This window comes from Bradyrhizobium sp. LTSP857 (assembly GCF_000938285.1).
Taxonomy (GTDB): domain Bacteria; phylum Pseudomonadota; class Alphaproteobacteria; order Rhizobiales; family Xanthobacteraceae; genus Bradyrhizobium.
Window position 1 is genome coordinate 1 of sequence record NZ_JYMS01000049.1, and the last position, 19,093, is coordinate 19,093.

Consider the following 19,093-nt stretch of genomic DNA (forward strand, 5'->3'; position numbering starts at 1 on the left):
GTCTCCCTCCGGCGAGGGCCGCCTTGTTGGATTAGTCCAATTGGTGCGTAACAGTCCTTATGGACAGCCATAAGCGCAGTACTCAGCTTGAACGGCTTGAGGTGGTCGAGACTGGTCGCCGGCGACGCTGGTCGGATGACGAAAAGCTGCGGATCGTGACCGAAAGCTTTCAAGCGCCGCGCGCGATATCGTCGACAGCAAGACGCCATGGCATATCACGTTCGTTGCTGATGACATGGCGGCGCTCGTTCGGTCCCGAGCCGATCAGCCCTCAAAGCGAGCAATCCGGCTTTGCGCGGGTCGTCCTTGCCGCTGAGGTCGAGCCGGCGGTTGCTGCCACAGCGACGAGCGGGCAGATGGTGATCGTCGTTGGCCGGGATCGTCGGGTGATTGTCGATGCGGGCGTCGATGCGGCCGCCCTGGCGCGGGTGCTGCAGGTTCTGGAGCGTCGATGATCCCAGTCTCTTCGAGCGCACGCATCTGGATTGCGACCGGCTACACTGACATGCGCAAGGGCATGCAGGGTTTGTCATTATTGGTGCAGGAAAGCCTTGGTCGCGATCCGTTCGCCGGAGATGTCTTCGTGTTCCGCGGACGCGGCGGTTCGCTGATCAAGGCCTTGTGGCACGATGGAATTGGATTGTCGCTCTACGCGAAGCGGTTGGACCGTGGCCGTTTTGTCTGGCCGGCGACGGTGGGCGGTGTGGTGGGGCTGAGCGCGGCGCAGATGAGTTATCTGCTGGAGGCGATCGACTGGCGCAATCCGCAGCACACGTGGCGGCCACAGAGCGCAGGATAGGCTCAAAAAAGTTCTGAGGTGCGGAAGAAAAGACGCCTCAAATCGCCTCTTTTGTGATTCCATCGGGGCCATGGGTGACGGCCTTGAATCGCTGCCAGACGACATCGAAACGCTGCAAGCGGCATTGATCGTTGCTCGGGCGGAGGCTGCGGCCGCCCGTGCCCGGCAGTCCGACGACCAGGCGTTGATCGCCCATCTGAAGCTGCAGATCGAGAAACTCAACCGCGACCGCCATGGTCCGCGCTCGGAGCGTACCGCGCGGCTATTGGATCAGCTTGAACTGACGCTGGAGGAGCTGGAGAGTTCGGCGACGGAGGACGAACTCGCCGCCGAAATGGCCGCGGCCAAAACCACGAAGGTGGCGTCGTTCACGCGCAAGCGGCCGTCACGCCAGCCGTTCCCGGAGCATCTACCTCGCGAGCGGGTGATCGTGCCGGGACCTGTGGCGTGCGCCTGCTGTGGCGGCGCGCGGCTGTCCAAGCTCGGCGAGGACATCACCGAGACGCTGGAGGTGATCCCGAAATCCTGGAAAGTGATCCAGCACGTCCGCGAGAAGTTTACTTGCCGTGATTGCGAGAAGATCAGCCAGGCTCCGGCGCCGTTCCATGTGCTTGCCCGCGGCTGGGCGGGGCCAAGCCTGCTGGCGATGGTGCTGTTCGAGAAGTTTGGTCAACATCAGCCGCTGAACCGGCAAGCGGAGCGCTATGCCAAGGAGGGCGTGCCGATCAGTCTGTCGACCCTGGCCGACCAGGTCGGCGGCTGCACCGCGGCGCTGGCACCTTTGTTCAAGCGCCTCGAGGCCTACGTACTGAGCGCCGAGCGATTGCACGGGGACGACACCACGGTTCCGGTCCTGGCCAAAGGCAAGACCGACACCGGCCGGATCTGGGTCTATGTGCGCGACGACAAGCCTTTTGGAGGGCAGGCCCCGCCGGGCGCGGTGTTCTATTACTCGCGCGATCGGGCCGGCGAGCATCCCCAGGCTCACTTGGCCAACTACAGCGGAATCTTCCAGGCCGATGCCTATGGCGGCTATGGCAGGCTTTACGAACCGGGCCGCAACGCAGGTCCGATCCTGGAAGCCGCGTGCTGGGTCCATGCCCGGCGGCCGTTCTTCGTGATGGCTGATCTGGCCGAGAATGCGCGTCGCAAGGCTCAGGGCAAGAGGCCGGCAGTGATCTCGCCGCTGGCGCTGGAAACAGTCCGCCGGATCGACGCCCTGTTCGAGATCGAGCGGACCATCAACGGTCAGAGCGCCGAAAGGCGCCAGGCAGTTCGCCGGGAACTCAGCGCGCCGCTCGTGGCCGATCTGGAAGCCTGGATGCGCACACAACGCGCCAAGCTCTCGCGCAGCAACGATGTCGCCAAGGCCATGGACTACATGCTCAAGCGCTGGAGCGCATTTACCCGCTTCCTCGATGACGGCCGCATCTGCCTGTCCAACAATGCGGCGGAGCGTGGCGTGCGCGGCATCGCTTTAGGTCGGAAGTCGTGGTTGTTCTGCGGCTCGGATCGCGGCGGCGAGCGGGCGGCGGTGATGTACAGCCTGATCGTCACCGCCAAGATGAACGACGTCGATCCGCAAGCCTGGCTCGCCGACGTTCTGGCGCGCATCGCCGAGCATCCCGTCCAAAGGCTCGACGAACTGCTGCCATGGAATTGGCGCTCTGCCATCCGGAACGTTGATCAAGCCGCCTGAGCCGAAAATGACCCGCGCGCGGTCTTCGCCGGATGCTTACAGACCAACTAGCCCGCCAGGAGCAAATCGCAGTTCGTTTGGCGCAATCCAAGCGCTTACTGAAAGCCGTGAACGATCCCACGACCACAGAGCGCATAGGAAAGCTGATCAACGACCTTGAGCGCGACCAGGAGGAAGAAAAAGAGAAGTAAGCGGCCTGATAGCCGACAGAAATTGCATACCCGTCTCGTGGCGTCTGAGCAAAATTGCTCACTCCCGCTTCAACTGAGGCAGCCCTACTCTTTGTCGACCTCTATTCGCAAGCAATGCTCGCAACGGTAGACCGAAGCCTTACGGTGCAATCCCATAGCTCCCATCGTGCTGACGTAGGTCATAGGGCGGGTGCAAACCTCGCAGGGCCGGTCTGGTCGTTTTTCTTCCGGTCCCATGTGGGAGTGTATTGCAACGGCCACGGCTGATGTCTGAGCAAAACTGCTCACCTCAAATCCACTACGTAAATCAAACTAGGCCACCGTGCTCGGAAGCAGGCCAGCACCCGGCTTTAGTTCATCTTGCGGCGGAGCTTATTCTTCAGCTGGCGCAGGTCATAACAGTGCTCTTGAACGATAAGTCGGGCTTCTATCTCAACAAGTTGCTCATCTAGAACTTCTAGCTGCTCCGAAAGATTGCGCATGTTCTGGTCGTACGAGGGTTTCACAACTCGTGCTTTAGCGCGTCGCTCGTCTGTCATGGGGCGGTTCCTCCCGTGGGCAGCATAAGCCTGAAAAAGCCAATCAGGCCACTCCCAAAATCAAACTAGGCCAGCGCCGGTTTTTGGAGGTTCGCTCTCGCTCATGAGCAACTTGCCGGACGTTATGGTGCTCGTTTAGGTGGTGGCGTTCTTCCCGGCCTTAGACACCGCTTCAAACAGGACAGGGCACTTTTCGTATTCCTTAGCATCGCCGGCCAATGTACCGCGAAGCTCCCAGCATTCGCCGCCGTCAAAGAACCACTTGGTGGAGCCAATGGCGACGATCACTTTGCATTTGGGGCACGGCACCTGCATCTTGGACTAAGCTCCTTGAGCCAGATCAAGGGTCGTCGGTTTTAATCCGGCGGCCGTAGTCCGGGCGATCTCAGCCACTCGCTTATGTGCGAGCCGGTTTCGGCTTGCCTCACCCTGAGGAGAGCGGCATCGCGCACAGGTCCATGGGGAAGCGATTCAGCTTCTTCGCGGAGGCGCCTCACCTGTTCGGCAAGGCGGTCTTCAAGGGAGGTGGTTTGGTTGAAGCGGGGTCGCTGCATGGCGCTGCTCCATCTAGAGGAGGCGGGAGCGCTGATGGCGTTCTCATCACCGATGAAAGCCAAGGGCCGCGCGGTGATCGGAAGAGTCTGGCACGTCCGGTTCCAGACATATGGTCAATACTGCTCACATCGAAAAGTTAACGAAGGTGAACGAGCACCGCCCTCCGAAACGGGCCGCGCTAAAGGGCGCACTTGCTGTCCATGTCAAAGGCGCTGTCGTCCATTTTGCAACAGCCCGGCGGGGCCGCAGCGTCGAAAGGTGCTGCGGCCCTTTTGCATATGCAACGCGCGCCGCCTCGATGCTCCTCCTCTGCGCGCCCGCGAGCCGCTGGTAACAGGCGGACTCTGGGCGCATACTAGGTGCATGCAGGTGAAGTGCCCCAAATGCAGCGTGATCGTCGCCATTGGTAGCACCAAGTGGTTCTTTGACGGCGGCGAATGCAGGGAGCTTCGTGGTACTGAGGCTGGCGATGCTAAGGCCTATGAAAAGTGCCCTGTACTGATAGAAGCGGTATCCAAGGCAGGGAAGAATGCAACCACCCGGACGCCCTAGGGACTCCATCCAGCTCGCCAGGCCGATTAACCGCCGCTGCCAACGAAGCCACAAGCCTTCTATTGCGCGCGCTGACGCGCGATTCTCCCTTCAGCTTCCCACCGCTCCCTGAAATGCAAAACGCGATCTCCGTGTCCCTCATGCTTTTCGGCTTAGTCATGGCACTCGCTGGCGCGTGGGTGACATGGGGAGGATGGAGCACGCTCGTGGTCGGCGGAGCAGCGCTATATGCCTTCGCGTTGGCATCTATCGACTAAGGTTCGGGGAGTGGACGCGAGTCCGATGCCGGCCAGACCGACCTCGGCGCCACCCTTGGCCTTCCCCCGACGAGCCGGGTTTTCGGGCGGAAGGCCCGCCAGCGCTACTGACGCTTCCGGTGCTCGCACGCAACAGGCTATCGTGTTCCGCGTGGCGGAACAGCCCAATTTACTTTTCTGTTTGAAAATCAGAGCGTAGTTTTTCGGATACCGGGGCTGGCTGCATATTTCACTTGATCTTTTTTTTACCCGGCTTCATTTGACCACGCGCGGGCCGCAGCGATTTAACCTCCCGCTGCGGCCTTCGTGTTTTGCGGGAACCCTACGCGCGACCGCCGGGCGGATAGGATCGATAGAACATCCCCTCACGCATGGCCCGATTGTACCGAAACGTACAGCCGTGGACGCGCGCAAAAGCTTCAGCCTCCGCAATGGCGATAGCACCTGTGCCCCCGAATGCGCGTTCGACGGACTGCTCTTTAACTTTCAACCCTTGTTCCATCCCGAGGCCATCCAATACGGATGCGAGCCGGATCAAAAACTCCTCGCGCGTATCCATTGGAAAGGCTTGTAATCGCGATGATGAATGGCGGCTGAGAAGCGCGGCTCCTGGAATATCGGCCGCAGGCGCCGCTTGTGGCAGCTCCTGCGGGCGATGCCGCGACGTTCCGCACGATCGACACGGCACGCTATAGCTAGCACGCTGGCCCGCCGGTTTCACCCCCGGCGGACCCTGTGATCATCGCCTCAACCGCCGGCGATGCGCCATGAGCCGCTGCCGGTCGCGCTACCTATGCGCCTCATTCGGCGAACTCTGGAGTCCACCTGAACACAAGCCTCGCCCCCAGCTGAGTTTTGATAATTAGGCATTATTGGCGGTGATGTCCGCTTCAGTCCGAGACCGGCGAAGCCTGCGAAGTCGCCTTGTGAACTCAAAGCCGACACAGGGCAAGTTGCCCACTTACAGCCCTTAGTCGTCTCTAGGCTACTTAGAGCACCGCCCATTTAAGCCAATGGAAATGGTTATCCAGGGCGACAGCTAGGTTGCCTAACGAAACGATGATGCCGACAATCGCGACCACAGTTGGCAGATTGCCAATTTCGTAAGTTTTGTCCGTGCTTCCAGCTGTAGTTTTGACACGCAAACAAGGTGGATTCGGGCATTCTGAGATCCTCTCCTGATGGTTGAATTAGTCGCTGGCACGTCAGGGGTACTCGAGTGGTGGAAATTTGCGAATCCGTGAATTTTGGTCGTTCATCTCGATGCTGGTGCGATGAAGCATGCTGAACTAGGTGTGTCTTAGCGCAGTACAAACCTTGTAGCGGTGCGGATCCACTCGGCCTGCCGGTAGCGCCTTTGCCGCCGCTCCTCCACCTCGTATAGTGCCCAGACGAGACACGCGCCCAGGCAGGCAACGATACCGATGAAGCAGACGACCTGTTCTCCTGCGTGCATTGTCAGCGCCGCGCAAGCGACAGTGCGGGGAGACGCGTGTAATCGCCGAGCTCGACGGTCGCGGTCTCATCCTGAATGCTTAGGTGTCCCATGCCGCGGAGCAGATCCAACACCTCCGGCGCGGCTGGCTCGGTACTCATGACAAGCGTACGGCAGTCGCGCCTTCTCACTTCAAAGGTCGCAAGCTGGAGGAGATGGCCGTATATTATGATCCTGTCGTTTGTATCCCTGCCTGCCAACGCCAGCTCCATGCGTTCGCCGTACGGGTGAAGCTCAACGACGGCTACCAGGCCATCCGGCGCCACGCAGCCGATGACGACAGCTTCCCTTGAGGCAGTTCACGGCAGTAGTTGGCAATCGATCCGTCCGACACCGCGGCTCCGAAGCGCGCACGCCTGTCATCGAAATGGAGACCGAGATAGAAAGGTCGAAGAAGCCTCTCAATCTCGGCGGTGGACAACGACCGAAACGCAAGGGAGCCGACGGCCTGCGTCGAAAATTCAACGGCATTTGAAGTCTTCATCGCTTTTTGCCCAATGGTTTAGGTGATGGTCGATAAATGGATGTATCGAATTTCGTGTGTGGGATTCCGTCTGCAGTGGAGCGCGGTGTGAGAGCGGCAGATCGTTCATGCAATACAGGCTCTTGGATATGACGGTCCGGCCTCAGCCGTTGTGGCCTCCTTCACAAATCCTGATCACGATCCTGTTGGGACGTTTTTGCGCAACCGCGCTCCTGTCGGGTCCACTTCAGCAAGAAGGCCGCCAAGCGGCGACCCGCATTTGTCAATTTTCGAGTGTCAGTACTGGCTGCGATAGGCACCGCGCCGCTGCTGAGCGAAGGCTTTCATGGGATTAATACCGCAACCTTCGTTGGTGCCGCTCGCTGTCGCTTGGCATTGCTGATACGTCGAGAACTCACAGTTGCCAGGATAGCCCGATTGTCGACCTTGCAGGCAATAGCTGTCTTGCGTCGCCTCGGCTCTGGGCCGGGGCGTGGCCGCCGCCGATCCGATCAGCGTCAGTGCAGAAATGGTTGCCAGAGCGGCAAAAGAAATGGTTCGCATCATAGACTCCATGCTCGGCGTTCGCATTCTGCGAATCCTCAATATGAGGTACGTTTGAAGGCCGAGATAATTTCGCTTGCACGGATTAAATCCACGCCATGTTCCCTCGTGCGGTCGGGGAACTTCGGGAGAGTGAAGCAATTACGCCTCGGATGGATCGGGCGCCTTCTTCGCGCTGCGCTGCTACCCGCGGAGAGACGAAGCCCCGCAAGCGCACAACCAACCAGGAGTTAGCACCGATGGACGAGAACCAGATCGCCTCTTTGCTTGGCCACGCGGCGTTGAAGGTGTGGTCGGAACTTCCTCGCGACGCGCAAGAGCATCTCTTCGCGGCCGCGGTGGATGATGGCGTCATCGCGAACTCCCTCGCGCAATTCCTTCATGACCGTCATCCGAAGACTGCGCATCCGCCGAAGCCGACGCAAATCGCGTAGATGGTGCAACGCGAGCCCGCGCGATAGGATTATGGATGTCGCCAGGAGAGCCGGGAGTACTGTTCCCGGGCTTCGGAAGGACAACGAGCGCGAGGTGCGCGAGGCCAGCAAAGATGCCGATAAGACGCCGCGACTTCGACCATAGCGACGGCAGAACGCTCGGTCTCGGTGACGAAGAAAACCTCAGCGAGGACGACGAGAAGTTATCTAGCGAAGACGGAATTTTCGAACTGGGCGAATATCGCGGCCGGTCCGGGATATACCTTAGCACAGCCGGCCTCCCGTAGCGACGCCTCCGTGAAGCCGCCGCAAAGGACACCGATCGTCACGATGCCCGCCTTCCCGGCCGCCGACGCGTCATACGGCGTGTCACCGAGCGCGACGGCGTCGCGGCCATCGATCTTCAGTTTCTTGAGGACGACCTCGAAGATGTCGGGGGCCGGCTTGGACTCCTCGGCATCCTCGGACGAGGCTGACACGTCGGCGATGCGCGCGATTTCGAGATACTTCCCGAGCTCATCCTTCTTGGCTGATGTACCGATCGCGATCCGGACGCCGGCATCGCGCACGCGTCGGAGGAGATCGGGCACCGCGGAGAACGGACGCACCAGCGGCAGATACGCCGACTTGAACCGCTCGCCGCGCCATTCTTCCATCTCGTTGCCGTGATCCCGCTGTTCGTCGGCGGACAGGAATACGGGGATGAGCTTGTCGCCACCCTTTCCGATTTGGCTTCTGGCATCTTCGAAAGTAACGTCGTGGCCGAATTGTACCAATGCTTCGTGCCAGGCGAGAGCGTGCAAGTCGACGGAGTCCAGCAGAGTCCCGTCGAGATCGAAAATGGCGGCTTTCGGCATTTAAGTTCCTCCGGCGCTTGCCCGCCCCATCTCCGCGTAGCCTCTCGGCGTAGGTCGTGTCTTTGCCGTGTGGCGGTCAAGATCCGGCGACCGGGACTTTAGTGAGGCTTTTCCGGCTGCTCGCTTTGGGGCCTGACAGTCTTGTTACTGTCCGGCATTTTGTCACGGCCCTGGTCTCCCGTGGCGTCCTTTCCGCCAGACGTGGACGTACCACTCCCGCTGCTCGAATCAGGGGACATGCCTGTGGTGCCGCGCGGATCTCTGGTCGGCGCCGTAGAGCTGGCTGCGGGATCACCAACGACCGCCCCTCGCCCACTCGGGGCGCCGGCGGGCTGCGCTGCGGCGCAAGTCGTCGACAGTGCCAGGACCGCAGCGGCTATTGATAGTAATCGGTTCATGAACTCTCCTAGTGCGTATTCGTCTTCTGCCAATTTTCAAGGTCGAAGTCGGCGTTGTTACGCTGCTCTTTCTCCGGGTTGCCCTTCCAAGGCTTGTCCGTCTGCTTGTGCGTCGCTTGATCGGCCTGTTGCCGCGGATCGTCTTTAGGTGTTTCCTTGCTCATGTTTTCTCCCTTCTATCCGGCTCAAGCTCCGAACCCCTCACTCCGCCCGGAATTTCTTGTAGTCGCTAATGGCGGTGTTCGAGACATCAGCATGCGACGCTCGCCCGTTCTCACCCTGGCTTCCACCGAATTGAGCAAGACGCAACTCGCCGCTTCAGGATCTCCGAGATCCCCTGTTCGTTCGAGGAAATCCCATGCGATCTGGATGGAATTTTCTATCAACACTGGTAGCGGCTGTGACATGCATGGAAAACCCGAGTAGGTACGCCTTGTTCCTTGGAATGGGGCGGCGTCTGAGAGACACATTTTTCTTCGACGGACTCCCGTCGGAGGAACGGCAAATCTCCAGTTCCGTTGGCTTGGATAGCCCAACTCAGGAGGAACACCTATGAAGACAATTATCGCCGCCGCCGCCGCCATCGCGTTGATGTGCGGCTCTGCCTTTGCGCAAACCAGCACTGGCCCCGCCCCGCAATCCGACAGCATGAACAAGCCCGGCACGTCTAACAACATGGACAAGGGTTCGATGGAAAAGGGCTCAATGGACAAGAGCACCACCGGTATGAGTTCTGGAAGCTCCACGGGCGGTGCGAGCGCGCCGACCACCCCGAGCGGCGGCAGCTCGATGCAGGGCGGTCAGGGCAAGGCCGGCGTCGCAGGCGGAAAGTAACAGACAAGATACCGGGGCGGCCTTCAGCGGAGGCCGCCTCACCTTCTCTTGCATAGTCCCTTGAACGAACTCGCCTGGAGCGGCTACTCTCCCTCGATTGCATTGAACCACTCAGGGCCGAGCACCATCGCTCCTGCGCAGTATCATGTGGCGACCTCATGCAGCCAGCTAGCATCGGCCGCTTTTCCGCTCATGCACACGCAAGCCTACTCTCTGGCCAAGAGCCCAAGCAGCGGGGAACGCTTGATGCGCCCTGCCATTTCCAGTACTATTCCGCTATTGGCCGATTTAGTCGCGTCGCCGGCGGCGTCCCTCCACTCGAGGATGCCCCGTGTCACAGCCAAAACCATATTCCCCCCAGCACGCGTTTGTGTCGGATTCCGCTACACTGGCCAACTTCCCTGGTCAGTCGCTGGACGTCGAGTTTCAGAACGTCCAGGTCACAACCGACCAAATACGGTCCAGTCTCGCATTGATTCAGCGTGACGATGGAGCGCTCAAGAACGGCGTCGTCACGTACGATGCGCTATCGCCAGCGTTGCAGACCGCAGGGCTCGCGCCGGCGACCGCGTGGCTAACAGCAACGACTTACATTATCGGCAATAACGCTGTGCAGAACAGCAACCTGTATCGGGCGCTCATTTCGCACACGTCCGGTGCGTTCGCCACCGACCTCGCGGCCGGAAATTGGATGTTTGTGGCCACGCTGCCGACAAGTGGCAACGTCGTCGGCCCGAACAGCTCGACCGCGGGTAATCTGCTGACGTTCAGCGACGCGAGCGGCAAGATCCTTGCCGATAGCGGCATTCTTGCGTCCAGCTTGGCGCCGAAGGCCGCGCCCGCGTTCACCGACAACGGGAGCATCGCAGGCAACTGGTCGATCGGCGGCACGCTCGGCGTGACGGGCGCTGCCTCGTTCGGCGCGCTGAGCGCGTCTGGTGCGTTCAAACTCAAGTCCGGTTCCGGCTTTAACCTGCAGATCCAGTCGATGGAGTCTTTGACGGCCGACCGCGCACTGACGGTGACGCTGAACGACGCGGCGCGCACGCTCAACATGGGCGGCAACATTACCACTGCGGGCAGTTTCACGCTGGCCGGTGCGTTTCCGACGACCCTTACCGTCACCGGCGCGACCAATTCGACATTGCCGGTCGGCACGCATACGTTGGCGGGCCTGGATGTCGCGCAGACGTTCACCGCGCTGCAATCGTCCATTGGGACCGATACCGTAGGTTCGGGATATAGGTTCTATCGCGCCAACGGGGTCGACTACACTGAAATTTTCAAGGCGATCGGCGGTCTCGCCGCGACGGTGGATCCGCTGAATTTCTATTCCAGCACCCTCGGTGCGACCGCGTTGAGCCTCGGCCGCGATGGAAGTCTTGCAGCAGCGAATGGTGTGCTGGCACTGGGCTCGGCAGGCGTTGGTTATGGCACCGGCGCCGGCGGCACAGTCACGCAAGCGACCAGCAAGTCGACCGGTGTGACGCTATCCAAGACGTGCGGACAGATCACGATGAACGCCGCCGCACTGGCCGCGGGCACTATCGTTTCGTTCGTCCTGACTAACACGACGATCGCCGCCACCGACGTTCTGGTGCTCAACCACATCTCCGGAGGGACGCCGGGATCGTATTCGCTCAACGCGCGGTGCGCCGCCGGCTCGGCCACGATCGACGTCCGCAACAACACCGGCGGCTCGCTGTCTGAAGCGATAGTCATTCAGTACGCGATCATCAAGGCCGTCAATGCGTAAGTGCTAACGGTGAGCCGCCGCACTCATCACACCTATTGACCGCGCACTTCGACGAAAAGGAAAACAGGCGCTATGACCGAACTCTTCACACACAACGCTCCCGACGCAGGTCAGGAGGGAAGCATTTCGGGCCCGCCGGGAACGTCCATCGCCGACAAACTTCGCCGGGCCGCGCTGCTGATGTCGATGACGACCCAGAACCTTTGGCGGGATCCGGTGCACACGCTGATCCCCTGGACGCGTGCCATTGGCACGATCGGCCCGGAGATTGCGACCTCCGCCGCCAATCACGCGCGCCACGGCGCAGGCATGCCCGACATCCCGCTACAAAGCTCTGACAACAGCCCCGCCGGGCAGTAGGCGGGCCGAATGACATGACCGCGCACTACTTCGCACCGGGCTACATCCCGCGGCAGGACTGGCAGAACGCGGTTCGACAGGACCCTTCGCCGGCCTGCTCGGCCCGATGCAGAAGCCGGCGCCGAAGCAACCGGAGCATCCACCGGGTTTCTGAGAACACGACGTCACTCACCCCGCCGCCAGGCGGCCTGCCCCAAGCACTGACGTTTCGAAACGAAAGAGCCCTGGAAAACATGACTGAAGCTGAGCAAGCCGCCTTCTACGAAATGACCGGCCCAGCCGGTCTTGGCCCGCAGCCCGGCCTCGTCACTCTGGGCACCGGCAAACCCTATTAAGCGCCCGGTACGCTTGCGATCACGGATCCTGCAGCGATGGACCCTTTCATAGATATGGCGTCGAAATATTGGGGAAGCTAAAACCGGTCGTGGATGGGCTTTCTTGATCCTTTGACCCGCCGGGACACAGGAGCCGGCTCCACATGCGAAATCACGCGCTCTTTTGCACAGAGGCCTCCGAAGCCTCGATCGGCTTTGTCGCGCTTTTCAAGCGCAGATTGGCACAAAGAGTTTTTTCTATTTCTTGGAAGTTGGCGTCACCCTCGCCCAATAAGAGACCGTCATTTGGAAGCGGTGTAACCGCGAGAGCACCGGCGCCCAACGCCAGTGCATTCAGGGATCCATAACCGAGCACTTTCAACGTAGATGATGCCAGCGTTTCTGTCTCCCGAAAGACCAAAAGTGACACGGCGTGCTCGGCGAGGTCCTCCTTAAACTTGATTGCCTGCTCGCGGCTAATCTTGATTTTCTCTTCGTACGACCCTGTCAGTGTTTGATAGACGCGCGTCGCCAAAATGCGGCGATACAAGGTTCTCTGGATCTCCCCTCGGAGGTCACGAAACCGCAGGAAAGGTTTTGCGATCAATTCAACGATGAACCATGTCATGATGGCGAGCAAAATTGGTCCGGCCCACCTTGCAACATCTGAGAGTGCGACATTTGAGAACATAATTGCCTCGTGCATCGGCACACCGGGCTAATATTCTGCAACTGGAGGGCGAGCGCAAGGGGCTTCAGTCGCTTGGCCGCGCTCTCCAGCCTTCCTGATGCCAGATCGTGGCGGTGATATCGACGTCTCTGCCGGCGGACTGGCGCCAGGCTGCCACGCCGAAACACACCGTCAGCGTCAACGTCGTCAGCAATAGCAGCACTGACAGAAATTGGCTCACACGCACCCCGCATCGCATATTACCGCGGCGAGCGAGCATGGTCAGACGATTCGAAAAATGCAGACACACTGACCTAAGGTCGGTTTTCCCCAGGTTGTAAAACGGTGTATTGACAACGTTGACCTTTGACCAGGCGCGCACCTCCGCAGAAAACTATTGTGGCTCGGTTGGCTTAACTCGCTCATTGCCTTCGGCTTCGGCGGCCGCACATGCGTCCATGCCATGGCATCTGCTTAGATAGTACCGAGCACCCGCGACGATCGAGCAAACAATCATCACGGAAACCAGCAGGAAGACCATCCACCGTCGATTCGACATTCCATGACCTTCTGCGGACAGCCTTCTACCCAACGCGCCCGTTCGCTTGGCCGACCCCACCGAGGCGAAAGAGGTGGATTTTTGACTAGATCAGGCCTTTGGGTTCGCCTTCGGTCCCGCCTCACGCTCCAGCCGCTCGGCTTTCAGACGCTTGAGGTTTTCCTGAAACTCTGGACCGGCTTGACTGTCCGCTATGGTCTGTCTCGATTCTACCGGGTTGAGGGCCCTTCGATCGGCATCATCCGCAACCTGTTGCTCGGCCGACCGCGTGTGCTTGATCATTTGCTTTTTGCCTTCAGGCCGATATCCACCAACAATGGTGGCGTCCATTAGTTCATTTTCGATTTGGCCGATCGCGGCGGATGCTCTGGAATTCCTCGGGCCCTTTGACGAGCCGCCGCTTCCGGCTGGCTTGGTCATCCGAGGTGGCCAGGCGTGAGGCGCGCGAGCTCACGCATCGTCACCGCAACAGATTTGAACTATTCGCCTCGTCATCCGTCTGACTCTGCGGAGGCAACACAAATAATGCCAGACGAACTAGCCCGCCAAGAGCAAATTGTCCTTCGTTTAGAGCAATCCAAGCGCTTGCTGCGAGGCGCGGTCGACCCAACGACCACAGAGCGCATCGGGAAGCTGATCAGTGACCTAGAGCATGAGCAAGCGGAAGGAAAAGAGTTGACGTCTTCAGGAACAACCCTCCAACCCGGAGGTTCAGATATCGGTCTGTGGCGCGTGGCACCACCTAGCGCCATCCACCCGGAAGGGCCCGTCGTCGAACGCGCGGTTGGCGATGGGCCGGTTCTCGTATTTGGCAGCCTCCCCGTTAAAACAAGGCGAGGCGAGCGTCGTTGATATGGGCAGATCGGATTTGCTATCATCCTTGCTGCCGTGCGCATATGCAACGGATCATCGCTGGAACGATGGCCGCTACACACGAAGCATTGTAGCTGTGCTTCGTAATGTGCAGCATGCGATAGGTTGGTGACGCCGCCTCAGTTGGCGGCCTCTATTGAACTGGCGGGCCTATCACGTCGTACTCGAAGGCCACGCCCTCCGGATCGTTCTCTTCGAACCAAGTCTTCGCGGCGTCGACTGTGGAGAAGACCTTGATGTGATCGACGTCGCCGACTTGCTTGGCGGTGTTCACGTAGACGAAGACGGTCATTGATCCCTCTTCGCGTCGAGGAGCGTCACCAAAGTGCGATCGCCAATCCTCACCGGATCCTCGAAAGGCCGCCGCCAGCTTGTTTTCATCAGTTGTGCTTCACGCTGTCCGCAATCGCCCGCTCAACCGCCGAGGCGAGCACAATCAGGTGGTCGGCCAGCCTGGTGAAAAGCTCTCGTTTCTTGGGATCGGTCGCCAAGTCTCGGATCAGCGCGCACTCCGCCGCATCCGTTCCTTCTCCAACTGAGCCTGCATGTCTTTCGTTGCAGCTACTCCGTTCCGCCGATGGAACGATATAGGCAATGTAAAAGTGGACAGAACTGATCGAAGACTTATCGCTGTTTCTTGGCGGCCCGCGACAGCTTCATCCAATCCTCGGCAAGCTTCAGCCACCTCTCTTGATCCAGCGGGTTGTTCGCCCGCTCCGCCTCGCGAAGGCACTCCTCTGCCTTCCTTAAGAATCTGTCTGCATCATCCTCTAGCATTGCGCCGGGATAATGCGCGACTTGGTGGCTGGCTCCATTCCGTGCTTTTCGCGCTTCGCGGCGACCACGAGGCGGATGCGTACCGCGAGATCGTGCGTCCGGTCCCTTCCATGCCGACCACCCCGTTGTTGCTGCCGCCAGGCTTCGCCTGCTGAAATCGGGCGGCCCCGCGCTGTTCGAACCTTCGTTCAAGGTCCAGGGGGATGGTACTCATAACCCGCCTCCGTCCTCCTGCTCAGGGTCCTTAACGTGTGTCGCGATTAAAGTCTCCTTACGCGGCCAGTCCTTGACCGGGGGGCACGCTGCGGGAGTTTGATTTGCCGCATGAGGCAACATCAGCACGACATCGACGAGCTCGCGCATGAAGCGCGCCGGCCTGGCTTAATGGATCTCATCGGTGCTTCGCGTCAGCACGGCCAGCGACAGGAGGCCGACGATCGCGAGAGCGACCTTGGCTGCGTTTCGGTGCACGGCTCGACTGAGCGAATGCCGGACAAGCGGGCCCATCTCGCCGGGCGACGTACTGGAAATTTAGGGGGCGGAAATGCGATATCAGCAGCGACTGCCGCTGTGAGGCAGCACCTGATTCTCTGTCCAGCGGAGCGGACGGACCCAATGCACTAAGAACGGTTGAACACGGACAGCAGGGTGTCCGACGTCGCAGCGACGGCAGAGTTTCCCCAAGGTTTCCCCAAGGCAAGAATCTCCTCTGCCCGCCCGACAATAAGCCTTTGAAATTATTGGTCGGAGCGAGAGGATTTGAACCTCCGACCCCTAGTCTCCCAGACTAGTGCGCTAACCGGGCTGCGCCACGCTCCGAACGTCGTTCCATTAGCTAGGATCGCCGCTTTGCGCAAGGCGAGGTCACACCATTTTGGTGTCTCCGCCCAAGGCTCCTGGAACTGACCGCAAAGACGACGAAAAGTGCTCTCAGACGTCTTTCAGCGCCAGATCGAGCATTTCCCGGCAGGCGATGAGGTCGCTGAGCGCCCGACCCAAGCGCTCCCGGTCCAGCGCGCTGGGGCCGGCCGGCGGCGGCGCGGTGCCACCCTTGCGGAAGGTGGTGAGGATGTCCTCGTCGTCGGTCTCCGAGAAGCGGAAGTCGATGCCTTCCTCCTCCCCGCCCTGGAAATCATCATCGTCGGTGTCGAGGGTGCCGCGGACGCCCGTCTCCTCCTCAGGCTCCATCAGGCTCGCCCCGATGGCGTCCTCGATCGCGCCGAACGAGACGGCAGCAGAACTGTCGGCCAGGCCCTGCACCGATTTGACGCCGTGCTCCTTGAGGATCCGCTGCACCCCGCGGATGGTGTAGCCCTCCCCGTAGAGCAGACGGCGGATGCCCTTGAGCAGATCGACGTCATCGGGGCGGTAATAGCGGCGGCCGCCGCTGCGCTTCATCGGCTTGATCTGGGAGAATCGGGTCTCCCAGAACCGCAGCACGTGCTGCGGAATGTCGAGTTCCTGCGCTACTTCGCTGATGGTTCGGAACGCATCCGGCGCCTTGTCCAAATGCCAAATCCTCTTGGAGCGCGGTTACGCCTCCGGTTGAACCTTGCTGCCGTCGCCATTGGTGCGGTGCTGGGCATTGATCCGCTGCTTCAGGATCGCCGACGGCTTGAACACCATGACCCGGCGCGGCGAGATCGGCACTTCGGTGCCGGTCTTCGGATTGCGGCCGATACGCTGACCCTTCTTGCGCACCATGAAGGACCCGAACGAAGAGAGTTTCACCGTCTCGCCCTTCTCCAGGCAGTCGGTGATCTCCTTCAGCACGAGTTCCACGAAGGCAGACGATTCCGTGCGCGACAGGCCCACCTTCTGGTAGACGGCCTCGCAGAGATCAACACGCGTTACGGTTTTACTTGTATCGGTCATCGCCCTGCCCCACATCACGGCGAACAATTGTCGTCTGAAATTATGAGCTTACGATACGGCGGTCAACAGCGCTCATCAATGCAGACGCATCGATTATCCGCGTCAATTCGGGCAAAATTTTATCGACTGTGGCCTTACCAGCGCACGAGCGCGGAGCCCCAGGTGAAACCGCCGCCCATTGCCTCCAGCAAAACCAGGTCGCCGCGCTTGATGCGGCCGTCCTTGCGCGCCACCGACAGCGCCAAGGGTATAGAGGCTGCCGAGGTGTTGCCGTGACGATCGACCGTCAGCACCACCTTCTGCGGTGCGATATGAAGCTTGTGGGCGGACGCGTCGATGATTCGCTTGTTGGCCTGATGCGGCACGAACCAGTCGATGCTTTCGGCATTGTGGCCGGTCGCCTCGAAGGCATCGACGATCACGTCGGTGATCATGCCGACGGCATGCTTGAAGACCTCACGGCCCTCCATGCGCAGATGGCCGACGGTCTGGGTCGAGGACGGTCCGCCGTCGACGAACAGCTTGGCCTTGTGGCGGCCGTCGGAGCGCAGATGCGTGGTCACCACGCCGCGGTCGGTTGCGGCTTGGCCCGGCTGCTCCTGCGCCTCCAGCACGACCGCGCCCGCGCCATCGCCAAACAGCACGCAGGTGCCGCGATCATTCCAGTCGAGGATGCGCGAAAAAGTCTCGGCGCCGATCACCAGCGCGCGCTTGAAGGCGCCGGTGCGCAGGAAATTATCGGCGGTCGCAAGCGCAAACACGAAGCCCGAGCACACCGCCTGAAGGTCGAACGCCGCGCCGTGATTGATGCCGAGCCCATGCTGCACGGCGACCGCGGTCGCAGGAAACGTGTTGTCCGGCGTCGAGGTCGCGAGCACGATCAGGTCGATCGACTGTGCGTCAAGGCCAGCATCAGTGAGGGCTGCCTGCGCTGCCTTGATCGCAAGGTGCGAAGTGAATTCGCCGTCGGCCGCGATGTGCCGCTCGCGAATACCGGTGCGCTGCACGATCCACTCGTCGGAGGTGTCGATGCGCGTCGCCAATTGGGCATTGGTCACCACCTGCTCCGGCAGGTAGGCACCGCAGCCCAGCACGACCGAACGAATTTTGGTCACGAAACAGCCTCCTGCGCGGTCTGCACGGAATTGAGTGCACCACCCTCGCGGTTGAGCATCTGATTGATCTTGTTCAGGAGATCGAATTTGACCATCTCATAGCCAACATCGATCGCATAGGCAAAGCCTTCGGCATTGATTCCGCCGTGGCTCTTGACCACGACCCCGTTCAATCCAAGGAACATCCCACCATTGGACTTGTTCGGGTCCATCTTGTTGCGCAGGGCCTGGAAGGCGCCGCGGGCGAAGAGATAGCCGAGCTTGGACATCCAGCTCCGCTGCATCTCGTGTCGGAGCAGTTCGGCCATCTGGCGCGCGGTTCCCTCGGCCGCCTTGAGCGCGATGTTGCCGCTGAAACCTTCGGTGACGATCACGTCGGCCAGCCCCTTGCCGATGCCGTCGCCCTCGACGAAGCCGATATAATCGAGCTCCGGCAAGTTCATCGCGCGCAGAATTTCGCCGGCCTCGCGGATTTCCTCGTGGCCCTTGATCTCCTCGGTCCCGATGTTGAGCAGGCCGACCGTTGGGCGCGGCTTGCTGAACAAGACGCTGGCCATCGCAGCGCCCATGACCGCGAGCGAGACCACATGATGCGCATCGCCGCCGATGGTGGCGCCGAGATCGAGCACGACAGACTGCCCGCGCATCGTCGGCCATATACCCGCGATCGCCGGGCGGTCGATGCCCGGCAGCATGCGCAGATGGAAGCGCGACATCGCCATCAGCGCGCCAGTATTGCCGGCGGAGACCGCCACATCCGCCTCGCCCTTCTTCACCGCGTCTATCGCAAGCCACATCGAGGAGGTCTTGCGGCCACGACGCAGCGCCTGGCTCGGCTTGTCCTCCATGCCGACGGCAACGTCGGTATGGATGATCCGGGAGACGGCCTTGAGCTGGGGGTGACGATCGAGCTCGGGCTCGATCCTGGCGCGGTCCCCGACCAGCAGGAACTCGGTCTCGCGGTGCCTGCCGAGCGAGACGGCAGCGCCTGGAATGACCACGGCGGCGCCGACGTCGCCCCCCATGGCGTCAAGCGCAATACGAACCTTGCTTGGCATCTAGATCCCGGAAACCTGGTCTGGCGCGGTCGTCAACTGGCGGGACCGCGAAATGGGCTCGCCATGGATATGACGACCGGCCAAGCGCGACGACGCACC

Annotated in this window: 22 protein-coding genes and 1 tRNA gene; 7 read left to right on the forward strand and 16 right to left on the reverse strand. The window is 60.7% G+C overall.

Features of this window, described 5'->3' with window-relative positions; translation table 11 throughout:
• Positions 1–59 precede the first annotated feature (59 nt).
• From tnpA to tnpC, 3 genes are all read left to right on the forward strand, one after another.
• Positions 60–455, forward strand: a complete 396-nt coding sequence (gene tnpA, locus UP06_RS33255) for an IS66-like element accessory protein TnpA (protein ID WP_044999804.1) — start codon at positions 60–62, stop codon at positions 453–455.
• Complete coding sequence (gene tnpB, locus UP06_RS33260; protein WP_044999806.1) at positions 452–799, forward strand: IS66 family insertion sequence element accessory protein TnpB; 348 nt, start codon at positions 452–454, stop codon at positions 797–799. The genes tnpA and tnpB overlap by 4 nt, the downstream gene beginning before the upstream one ends.
• A gap of 70 nt (positions 800–869) precedes the next feature.
• Positions 870–2,498, forward strand: a complete 1,629-nt coding sequence (tnpC, locus tag UP06_RS33265; protein WP_044999807.1) for an IS66 family transposase — start codon at positions 870–872, stop codon at positions 2,496–2,498.
• A gap of 541 nt (positions 2,499–3,039) precedes the next feature.
• Here tnpC and UP06_RS33270 read toward each other — a convergent pair.
• From UP06_RS33270 to UP06_RS40395, 5 genes are all read right to left on the reverse strand, one after another.
• A complete protein-coding gene (locus UP06_RS33270) occupies positions 3,040–3,228 on the reverse strand; it encodes a hypothetical protein (RefSeq protein WP_045007946.1) in 189 nt (62 codons plus the stop codon).
• A gap of 135 nt (positions 3,229–3,363) precedes the next feature.
• On the reverse strand, positions 3,364–3,543 hold the full coding sequence (locus UP06_RS41230; protein WP_156163404.1) for a hypothetical protein: 180 nt from the start codon (positions 3,541–3,543) through the stop codon (positions 3,364–3,366).
• A 1,371-nt stretch (positions 3,544–4,914) separates the two neighbouring features.
• The gene (locus UP06_RS33275) at positions 4,915–5,151 is read right to left on the reverse strand and encodes a hypothetical protein (protein ID WP_045007947.1); all 237 of its coding nucleotides are present in this window, start codon (positions 5,149–5,151) and stop codon (positions 4,915–4,917) included.
• An 899-nt stretch (positions 5,152–6,050) separates the two neighbouring features.
• Positions 6,051–6,299 carry a hypothetical protein gene (locus UP06_RS33280; RefSeq protein ID WP_156163405.1) on the reverse strand — a complete coding sequence of 83 codons (249 nt, stop codon included), beginning with the start codon at positions 6,297–6,299 and terminating at the stop codon, positions 6,051–6,053.
• Between the two features lie 548 nt (positions 6,300–6,847).
• Positions 6,848–7,114 carry a DUF3551 domain-containing protein gene (locus UP06_RS40395; protein WP_082081865.1) on the reverse strand — a complete coding sequence of 89 codons (267 nt, stop codon included), beginning with the start codon at positions 7,112–7,114 and terminating at the stop codon, positions 6,848–6,850.
• 239 nt (positions 7,115–7,353) lie between these two features.
• On the opposite strand from UP06_RS40395, the gene UP06_RS33290 reads away from it, so the two are divergent.
• On the forward strand, positions 7,354–7,548 hold the full coding sequence (locus tag UP06_RS33290) for a hypothetical protein (RefSeq protein WP_045007950.1): 195 nt from the start codon (positions 7,354–7,356) through the stop codon (positions 7,546–7,548).
• Between the two features lie 203 nt (positions 7,549–7,751).
• Here the strand turns inward: UP06_RS33290 and UP06_RS33295 are convergent, their stop codons facing one another.
• On the reverse strand, positions 7,752–8,405 hold the full coding sequence (locus tag UP06_RS33295; protein WP_045007951.1) for an HAD family hydrolase: 654 nt from the start codon (positions 8,403–8,405) through the stop codon (positions 7,752–7,754).
• Positions 8,406–8,811: 406 nt separating this feature from the next.
• Entirely contained in the window at positions 8,812–8,967 is a 156-nt protein-coding gene (locus UP06_RS41750; protein ID WP_197087446.1) for a hypothetical protein, read from the reverse strand.
• Between the two features lie 388 nt (positions 8,968–9,355).
• Here UP06_RS41750 and UP06_RS33300 point away from each other — a divergent pair, with 388 nt between their 5' ends.
• The 3 genes from UP06_RS33300 to UP06_RS33310 all read left to right on the forward strand — a co-directional run bounded on the left by UP06_RS33300 (position 9,356) and on the right by UP06_RS33310 (position 11,753).
• Positions 9,356–9,637 carry a hypothetical protein gene (locus tag UP06_RS33300; protein WP_045007952.1) on the forward strand — a complete coding sequence of 94 codons (282 nt, stop codon included), beginning with the start codon at positions 9,356–9,358 and terminating at the stop codon, positions 9,635–9,637.
• A gap of 370 nt (positions 9,638–10,007) precedes the next feature.
• A complete protein-coding gene (locus UP06_RS41755; RefSeq protein WP_197087447.1) occupies positions 10,008–11,393 on the forward strand; it encodes a hypothetical protein in 1,386 nt (461 codons plus the stop codon).
• A gap of 72 nt (positions 11,394–11,465) precedes the next feature.
• The gene (locus UP06_RS33310) at positions 11,466–11,753 is read left to right on the forward strand and encodes a hypothetical protein (RefSeq protein WP_045007953.1); all 288 of its coding nucleotides are present in this window, start codon (positions 11,466–11,468) and stop codon (positions 11,751–11,753) included.
• A 486-nt stretch (positions 11,754–12,239) separates the two neighbouring features.
• Here the strand turns inward: UP06_RS33310 and UP06_RS33315 are convergent, their stop codons facing one another.
• The 9 genes from UP06_RS33315 to plsX all read right to left on the reverse strand — a co-directional run bounded on the left by UP06_RS33315 (position 12,240) and on the right by plsX (position 18,994).
• A complete protein-coding gene (locus tag UP06_RS33315) occupies positions 12,240–12,758 on the reverse strand; it encodes a hypothetical protein (RefSeq protein ID WP_156163408.1) in 519 nt (172 codons plus the stop codon).
• 64 nt (positions 12,759–12,822) lie between these two features.
• Positions 12,823–12,978, reverse strand: coding sequence for a hypothetical protein (locus UP06_RS42300; protein WP_245305615.1), 156 nt, complete (start codon positions 12,976–12,978; stop codon positions 12,823–12,825).
• Positions 12,979–13,386: 408 nt separating this feature from the next.
• Positions 13,387–13,716, reverse strand: coding sequence for a hypothetical protein (locus UP06_RS42305; RefSeq protein ID WP_245305616.1), 330 nt, complete (start codon positions 13,714–13,716; stop codon positions 13,387–13,389).
• A 586-nt stretch (positions 13,717–14,302) separates the two neighbouring features.
• On the reverse strand, positions 14,303–14,461 hold the full coding sequence (locus UP06_RS41760) for a hypothetical protein (protein ID WP_197087448.1): 159 nt from the start codon (positions 14,459–14,461) through the stop codon (positions 14,303–14,305).
• Positions 14,462–15,687: 1,226 nt separating this feature from the next.
• Positions 15,688–15,765: transfer RNA gene (locus tag UP06_RS33330), tRNA-Pro, on the reverse strand.
• Positions 15,766–15,876: 111 nt separating this feature from the next.
• The gene (locus UP06_RS33335; RefSeq protein ID WP_045007956.1) at positions 15,877–16,455 is read right to left on the reverse strand and encodes a MerR family transcriptional regulator; all 579 of its coding nucleotides are present in this window, start codon (positions 16,453–16,455) and stop codon (positions 15,877–15,879) included.
• Between the two features lie 24 nt (positions 16,456–16,479).
• Positions 16,480–16,821, reverse strand: a complete 342-nt coding sequence (locus UP06_RS33340) for an integration host factor subunit alpha (protein WP_028171641.1) — start codon at positions 16,819–16,821, stop codon at positions 16,480–16,482.
• Between the two features lie 134 nt (positions 16,822–16,955).
• Entirely contained in the window at positions 16,956–17,936 is a 981-nt protein-coding gene (locus UP06_RS33345; RefSeq protein WP_045007957.1) for a beta-ketoacyl-ACP synthase III, read from the reverse strand.
• Entirely contained in the window at positions 17,933–18,994 is a 1,062-nt protein-coding gene (gene plsX / locus UP06_RS33350) for a phosphate acyltransferase PlsX (RefSeq protein WP_045007958.1), read from the reverse strand. Before plsX ends, UP06_RS33345 begins: the two co-directional genes overlap by 4 nt.
• Positions 18,995–19,093: the final 99 nt, after the last annotated feature.

Bases quoted from the DNA above. Each gene is read 5' to 3' on its own strand.
- plsX (WP_045007958.1), bottom strand. From the start codon at position 18,994: ATGCCAAGCAAGGTTCGTATTGCGCTTGACGCCATGGGGGGCGACGTC.
- UP06_RS33340 (WP_028171641.1), bottom strand. From the start codon at position 16,821: ATGACCGATACAAGTAAAACCGTAACGCGTGTTGATCTCTGCGAGGCC.
- UP06_RS41230 (WP_156163404.1), bottom strand. From the start codon at position 3,543: ATGCAGGTGCCGTGCCCCAAATGCAAAGTGATCGTCGCCATTGGCTCC.
- UP06_RS33275 (WP_045007947.1), bottom strand. From the start codon at position 5,151: ATGGATACGCGCGAGGAGTTTTTGATCCGGCTCGCATCCGTATTGGAT.
- UP06_RS41750 (WP_197087446.1), bottom strand. From the start codon at position 8,967: ATGAGCAAGGAAACACCTAAAGACGATCCGCGGCAACAGGCCGATCAA.
- UP06_RS33270 (WP_045007946.1), bottom strand. From the start codon at position 3,228: ATGACAGACGAGCGACGCGCTAAAGCACGAGTTGTGAAACCCTCGTAC.
- UP06_RS40395 (WP_082081865.1), bottom strand. From the start codon at position 7,114: ATGCGAACCATTTCTTTTGCCGCTCTGGCAACCATTTCTGCACTGACG.
- UP06_RS33295 (WP_045007951.1), bottom strand. From the start codon at position 8,405: ATGCCGAAAGCCGCCATTTTCGATCTCGACGGGACTCTGCTGGACTCC.
- UP06_RS41760 (WP_197087448.1), bottom strand. From the start codon at position 14,461: ATGACCGTCTTCGTCTACGTGAACACCGCCAAGCAAGTCGGCGACGTC.
- UP06_RS33290 (WP_045007950.1), top strand. From the start codon at position 7,354: ATGGACGAGAACCAGATCGCCTCTTTGCTTGGCCACGCGGCGTTGAAG.
- tnpB (WP_044999806.1), top strand. From the start codon at position 452: ATGATCCCAGTCTCTTCGAGCGCACGCATCTGGATTGCGACCGGCTAC.
- UP06_RS33280 (WP_156163405.1), bottom strand. From the start codon at position 6,299: ATGGAGCTGGCGTTGGCAGGCAGGGATACAAACGACAGGATCATAATA.
- tnpC (WP_044999807.1), top strand. From the start codon at position 870: ATGGGTGACGGCCTTGAATCGCTGCCAGACGACATCGAAACGCTGCAA.
- tnpA (WP_044999804.1), top strand. From the start codon at position 60: ATGGACAGCCATAAGCGCAGTACTCAGCTTGAACGGCTTGAGGTGGTC.
- UP06_RS33315 (WP_156163408.1), bottom strand. From the start codon at position 12,758: ATGTTCTCAAATGTCGCACTCTCAGATGTTGCAAGGTGGGCCGGACCA.
- UP06_RS42305 (WP_245305616.1), bottom strand. From the start codon at position 13,716: ATGACCAAGCCAGCCGGAAGCGGCGGCTCGTCAAAGGGCCCGAGGAAT.
- UP06_RS33310 (WP_045007953.1), top strand. From the start codon at position 11,466: ATGACCGAACTCTTCACACACAACGCTCCCGACGCAGGTCAGGAGGGA.
- UP06_RS33300 (WP_045007952.1), top strand. From the start codon at position 9,356: ATGAAGACAATTATCGCCGCCGCCGCCGCCATCGCGTTGATGTGCGGC.